At 36.1% G+C, this 6,172-nt stretch carries 6 protein-coding genes; 3 read left to right on the top strand and 3 right to left on the bottom strand.

Annotated elements, in window-relative coordinates:
- The first annotated feature begins 215 nt into the window (after positions 1 to 215).
- Entirely contained in the window at positions 216 to 1,406 is a 1,191-nt protein-coding gene (locus tag AMD00_RS06260) for a YbfB/YjiJ family MFS transporter (protein WP_053416188.1), read from the top strand.
- A 180-nt stretch (positions 1,407 to 1,586) separates the two neighbouring features.
- Positions 1,587 to 2,033, top strand: a complete 447-nt coding sequence (locus AMD00_RS06265) for a VOC family protein (RefSeq protein WP_053416189.1) — start codon at positions 1,587 to 1,589, stop codon at positions 2,031 to 2,033.
- Positions 2,034 to 2,141: 108 nt separating this feature from the next.
- On the opposite strand, the gene rnz is transcribed toward AMD00_RS06265, so the two are convergent.
- Positions 2,142 to 3,089 carry a ribonuclease Z gene (gene rnz, locus AMD00_RS06270; RefSeq protein ID WP_053416190.1) on the bottom strand — a complete coding sequence of 316 codons (948 nt, stop codon included), beginning with the start codon at positions 3,087 to 3,089 and terminating at the stop codon, positions 2,142 to 2,144.
- 305 nt (positions 3,090 to 3,394) lie between these two features.
- Here rnz and AMD00_RS06275 point away from each other — a divergent pair, with 305 nt between their 5' ends.
- Positions 3,395 to 4,141, top strand: coding sequence for a class I SAM-dependent methyltransferase (locus AMD00_RS06275; RefSeq protein ID WP_053416191.1), 747 nt, complete (start codon positions 3,395 to 3,397; stop codon positions 4,139 to 4,141).
- A gap of 129 nt (positions 4,142 to 4,270) precedes the next feature.
- Here the strand turns inward: AMD00_RS06275 and AMD00_RS06280 are convergent, their stop codons facing one another.
- Positions 4,271 to 4,681, bottom strand: coding sequence for a nuclear transport factor 2 family protein (locus tag AMD00_RS06280; RefSeq protein ID WP_053416192.1), 411 nt, complete (start codon positions 4,679 to 4,681; stop codon positions 4,271 to 4,273).
- 25 nt (positions 4,682 to 4,706) lie between these two features.
- The gene (locus AMD00_RS06285; RefSeq protein ID WP_053416193.1) at positions 4,707 to 5,957 is read right to left on the bottom strand and encodes a DNA polymerase IV; all 1,251 of its coding nucleotides are present in this window, start codon (positions 5,955 to 5,957) and stop codon (positions 4,707 to 4,709) included.
- Positions 5,958 to 6,172 lie beyond the last annotated feature (215 nt).

Genomic DNA, 6,172 nt, shown 5'->3' on the forward strand with positions numbered 1-6,172 from the left:
GCTACTCGCTCTCCTTTTGGCGCTACTCGCTACCCCTTTGGCACTGCTCACTCCCGCTTTAGCGCTACTCACTCCCTTTAGCGCTACTAGATCTCGCTCATCCTCCCCACAGCTCTATAACAGTTTTACAATTTCTTCTATATCCAAAATACTTTCACTAATTTATACTGTTATTAAGGTTTTTGGTCTTTTTTTCTACATATGGGGGTGTTTTGGTGAATCGAAGACATGCTGGGATGATTATTGGGGGAATTTTGTTTTTAGTGGTGGCGATGGGGATTAGCCGCTTTGCACTTACTCCGATTTTGCCATTTATGAGACAAGATGTTGGATTATCTGTAGAAACTGCGGGGATGCTAGCTTCTGCAAATTATGTAGGTTATTTTATTGGGGCACTTTGGGCTGGCTTTATTACCCGCCATCCGAAGGGGATTCTTGGATGGTGTGCAGTCATCAATGTACTTTCTGTTTTTGGTATGGGGATGCTTGATGGTCTATGGATTTGGTTGATTTTACGTTTGATCGCAGGGATTACAGGCGGATTGATGTTTGTATTAACTTCTAGTATGTTGATGGATTATCTGGCTGGTCATTTATTGACGAAATGGTCTGGCTATATTTTTAGTGGTATTGGTTTAGGAATTGCGCTTTCGGGCATTTTCGTACCTATTTTGGAATCGGCATTTTCATGGCAAGGGGCTTGGATTGGGCTTGGTGTGTTATCCGTTTTGTTCGTATTGACGACGATGTTCTTGTGGCGTAAGTTGACAGCTCATGAACAGGATAAGAAGGCTGTTGTAGCTGAGAAGGTATGGAAAGGATTTATGCCTTGGATGGCACTTGCATATGGGCTAGAAGGTCTTGGCTATATTGTGACCGGTACGTTTTTAGTTGATATTATTCATGAAATTCCTAATTTAAGAGAGTATGCATCATATAGCTGGGTTGTTGTAGGTATCGGCGCCATTCCATCTGCTCCTCTTTGGATTATGTTGATGTCAAAATATTCACCTGTTCGTATCATTTCGATTGCGTATATTTTGCAAGTCATTGGTATTCTACTGCCAATCGTCTCTCCGACTATTTTCGGTGTAATGACATCGGCATTTTTATTTGGTATGACGTTTGTTGGAATCGTGACGATGACCACGTCTTATGCAAGACAACTATTCCCAACAAAGAGTGCAAGTGTTGTATCTGCTCTAACGACCCTTTATGCACTTGGGCAAATTATTGGACCATTAATCGCTGGCAAGTTGGCAGCATTTTATAAGAGCTACAATGTTGCGCTCATTTTTGCTGGAAGTGTTGTAGCAATTGCACTTTGTCTTATGTTGTTCGGAAAATGGAGAACGACGGAAAAAGAAGAAGAAAGTTATATGGCTTTAAAAAATATTGCTAAGTAATGACTCCAAGTGAATTTTGTGATAACCAATATGAGCATATTTTGAAAGAAATTTTTCAAAATATGCTTTTTTCTATACGTAAAAAGGTCTGTCCTCTAATAAAAGAAGGTTATTTGAAACTTAAATAGAATTACATCTATAAGGTTTTAAAAAATAGAGTAATTTAAAGGGGATTGGAGAATGAATCGTTTAAATTTAGTTACTTTGGGTGTTAAAGATATGTTAAAGTCATTACATTTTTATCGAGATGGACTTGGGTTTGAAGTATTTGTATACGGGAACGACGCCGATCCAGATGTGATTTTCTTTAATAATGGTGGAACAAAAATTTCTCTATTTCCAATTGATCGCTTAGCGCAAGATATTGATGAAGATACTCCACCTGCAATTAGCAATGGCTTTAGTGGATTTACCCTTGCTTATAATGGAAAGTCAAAAGAAGAAGTTGATGAAATATTTGTATTAGCAAAAAAAGCTGGTGCAAAAATTGTGAAAGAACCTGAAACAGTATTCTGGGGTGGTTATAGTGGCTATTTCCAAGATCCAAACGGCTATTACTGGGAAGTTGCTTACGGGGAAAACTGGGAGTTCGATGAGAATGATATGTTAATTATTACTGAAGGTTAACTTGAGTCTTTGATAAAGCTGTGGTGTATGACTCAGACAGCTTTGTTGTTACTCTATTTTTATTGCAAAAAAGCTATCCAAAATTTAATGGATAGCTTTTTCTTATTTCTATTGTTGACTAAAAGGAGCTAATTTTTCTTGATGCCACTCATATTCCTCAAAATCTGCTACGATATAGGCGTTTTCAAACACTTCATGTACTTCTTGTAACATCTTTTTTATATCTTGTGGGAAAAATCTTGCGCTTAAATGATTTAGCAATAAATTTTTTGCTCCTGCTTTAATAGCTATATTTGCTGCATCCATATTTGTGGAGTGACCATAATTAGCAGCAAGCGCTTCCGTTGCATGATCGAATGTTGATTCATGGACGACAATATCCGCGTTTTCACTCAATAAAACAGCATTTTCACACGAGCGTGTGTCTCCTAAAATCGTAACGATAAATCCATCTTTAGGTGGATCTGTCACATCACTGCTTTTAACTACTCGACCATCTGCTAAAGTAATGTCACAGCCATTTTTCAATTGACCCAATTGTGGACCCTTAGGAACACCCAAAGCTATTGCTTTTTCAATTTGCAATGTCCCTCGTAGCGGCTTTTGTTCAATTCGGTAGCCAAAACAAGGTATGACATGCTGTAAAGGTTTTGCTGTAACTAAAAATCCATCATCTTCAAACACTACACCTTCAGTAACCTCAACAAATTCAATAGGATAATTAAGATGGGTTTGAGAAAGTTGTAATGTTTGTTCTATCCAAGTTTTTAAACCTGCTGGTCCATAAATGGTAAGTAATTCTTCTCCACCTTGGAAAGAACGAGAACTAAGTAAACCCGGGAGCCCAAATATATGATCTCCGTGTAAATGAGTGATAAATATTTTTTCTAATTTTCTTGGCTTTAGTGTTGTATGTAAAATTTGATGTTGCGTTGCTTCACCACAATCAAACAGCCAAAATGTACCGCGTTCTTCTAATAATTTAACGGCTAGTGCACTTGTATTCCGTGTTTTTGACGGCATTCCAGCACCTGTACCCAAAAATTGTATATGCAAATGAAGTCCTCCTTACGGTATATACAATGATCAACATATGAAGAATCCTCATAATGATTCCTTGCTATTTATGCTTTTGTATTGATAACTCTTATAACTAGTATAACAAAAAAAGATGCGCATCAATCACCATATGGACATTGATACAAGGGGTATCTATTTATTACTTATAATATTTAATTATCTAATTATTCCTACTCTTTAATGGTATTATTAATTTAATGTATAAAGGAGGTGCTCTTTTATGGGGATTAGAAACTTGGTGATTTTTCTGTAATGATATTACATTACAGGAGGAATGAAAAATGGAATCTAACTGGGTAAAACATTTTTATAAACGACAATTTGAACTTTATCCACAGACACAAATATTAAAAGAGTCTGATTTTAAACTTGCAAACCAAATAGCCGAACAAATCGGGATGCCCTTTCAGTCTGTTTTAGAGTTAGGAGCAGGCAATGGACTATTAGCTAGAGCCCTTTCTACTTTTGATAAATCGGTAACGACAATTGAGCTTGTATCAGAAATGGTCAAGTTTGCCAAACAATATAATAATGAAAATATAACATCATTATGCGGTAGTTTTTATAATATCGATCTTAATCAAACATTTGATGCATTACTTTATATTGACGGTTTTGGAATAGGGACAGATAAAGATCAACTTGCTTTGCTAAAAAGAATTTTCAATTGGCTAAAAGATGATGGTATCGGACTTATCGATATATATCAGCCCGAGTATTGGAAAAAAACAAATGGCATGCAAATGGCTACAGATCCATCTGCTAAAGTATTAAGGGAATATGGCTATGAAGAGAAAAATAATCGAATGACTGATACACTATGGGAAATGAACAACCCTGATGACAGAATTGTACAATCTTTATCTTGTTATACACCTGATGAAATTGTTGAACTATGTAATCTGGCTAACCTCCAAGTTATAAGCATTTTCCCTGGTGGTGCAATGGATTTTGAAAACTGGTCATATAAAGAAACAGTAACATTATCTAAATGTCTTTCTTATCGTATTAAAATTAAAAAAGTATAAAATAATCGCCACTGAAATTAAATTATTTCAGTGGCGTTTTGTAATACTTCGCGCTTTAGTTTGACTATGCACAATAAGATTAATTTACTAAAAGACATAATAAAGATTTTTTACGTATTTTAAACCATTTTATTTCACTTCAATTACAAAGGAAGTTATTTCTTTTATTTTTGAATTTCTTCCGGCACTGGTGAAATTATAGATATCACAGAATGTATAGCTCTTCTTATTTTCTAAAACTATGGTGCCATTGATTGAACCAGTGCTCCCATGTGTAATAATGTTATTAATATGTAACTCTGTTGCTCTGTCTTTTTCCATTTGTGTCAACAGTTCAGCAACATGATTTTTGCCTTGAATTTGCTTATTACCAACGATATCCCAACTAACATCATCCTTCAAATGCTCAAGAATGAAAATTTGATCGTTTTTCGCAAAAGCAATAGCCAGTTCTTGAAGTAATTTCTTTTTAGGTGCATTTCCACAATCATCAGAACAGACTACTTTTAAACTTCCATACTCTAGATTTATCTTATCCATAATGCTCCCCCAAAAGATTTTTTCATTAATCCTTATGATCTTCCAAAAAGTCTTTGCTAAAGCTCGTTTGTGATTCATAATTAGGCTTTTTCTTTTCTTTCATTCCTTTAGAAATAATTTCTTTACCGAATTTCTTTTGGAGCTGCTCGACTACTTGGATAATTGGTTCCTCTTTGGCGTGTTGCTCATAGTTAAAAATGGATAACTGCTCTGCTGTTTCCTTGCGGTCAATCACATTACTCACTGTCACGCCAAGTAATCGAACAGGTTCACCATGCCAATGTTTTTTTGTTAAATCAAGCGCTATTTCGAGAATATCTGATTTTTTATAAATGGCATTAGAAAAGGTTTTACTACGACTTGAGTTATGCCAATCAGCATCCCGAATTTGAATGGATACCGTATGGCCTGCTAAATTTTTAGCTGAAAGACGTTTTGCCACTCTTTCACAAAGACCATCGATTGTTTTACGAACTTCATCCCATTCGACTAAATCGATTGGCAAGGTTGTGGAATTACCTACGCTTTTCGTATCATAAATCGAATTTGGATCGACTTCCCTGTTATCAATACCATTTGCTCTGTCTTTTAACCTTGCACCATTTTTACCTAAGTTACTTTTTAAAAAGGCTTCAGAAGCTTGTGCTAAATCACCGATTGTGTTGATTTTTAGTTCGTTTAGTTTTTTTGCTGTGCTTTCACCAACGCCATGCATTTCAATAACTGGTAACGACCATAAAATATTAGGTAATTCACGCTTTCTTAAAACAGTAATGCCCATAGGCTTTTTCATATCAGAAGCTGTTTTAGCTAAGAACTTATTAGGCGCAATTCCTATAGATGATGGCAAATCCAATTCATTTAAAATCCGTTTTTGGATGGTTTCTGCGAGCTCTATCGCTTCTCGTCCTTTTACAAGTTCCGTAACATCAATATAACCTTCATCTATGGATACAGGCTCTACGAGTTCGGTGTATGTTCGAAGTATGTCAAATATCGCTTTTGAAGCAATACGATAGCGTTCAAAATTGGGTGGCAACAAAATCAGCTCAGGACATTTTCGCTTTGCTTCCCACACAGCCATCGTCGTGTAAACCCCTTTTGCACGCGCTTCATACGAACAAGTGACGAGAATGCCTCGTCGCTCCTTGGGGTTACCCGCAATGGCGATTGCTTTGCCTTTAAGTGTCGGATCATGTGCTTGCTCAACAGAGGCATAGAAACAGTTCATATCGATATGAAAAATTATTCTCCCTTTTTGTTTCCGCTCCGCCATCACACATCTCTCCTGCTTTTTTTCTTATGAATATTATAGCAAAAAATAACGAACAAATGTTGGTATTTCTATCTTTATAAGATTTAGTGGTACCTTCTAGCTATCTTTAAAATCAACATAAAAAAGCATCCTCAGTCTTTGAACTGACCCAAGAAAGTTAGACATATTTAGTTAAGCAGCTTCTAAGACCTGAGTTCGGTATTCCACCGGGCTTA

The organism is Viridibacillus arvi, from assembly GCF_001274945.1.
Taxonomy (GTDB): domain Bacteria; phylum Bacillota; class Bacilli; order Bacillales_A; family Planococcaceae; genus Viridibacillus; species Viridibacillus arvi.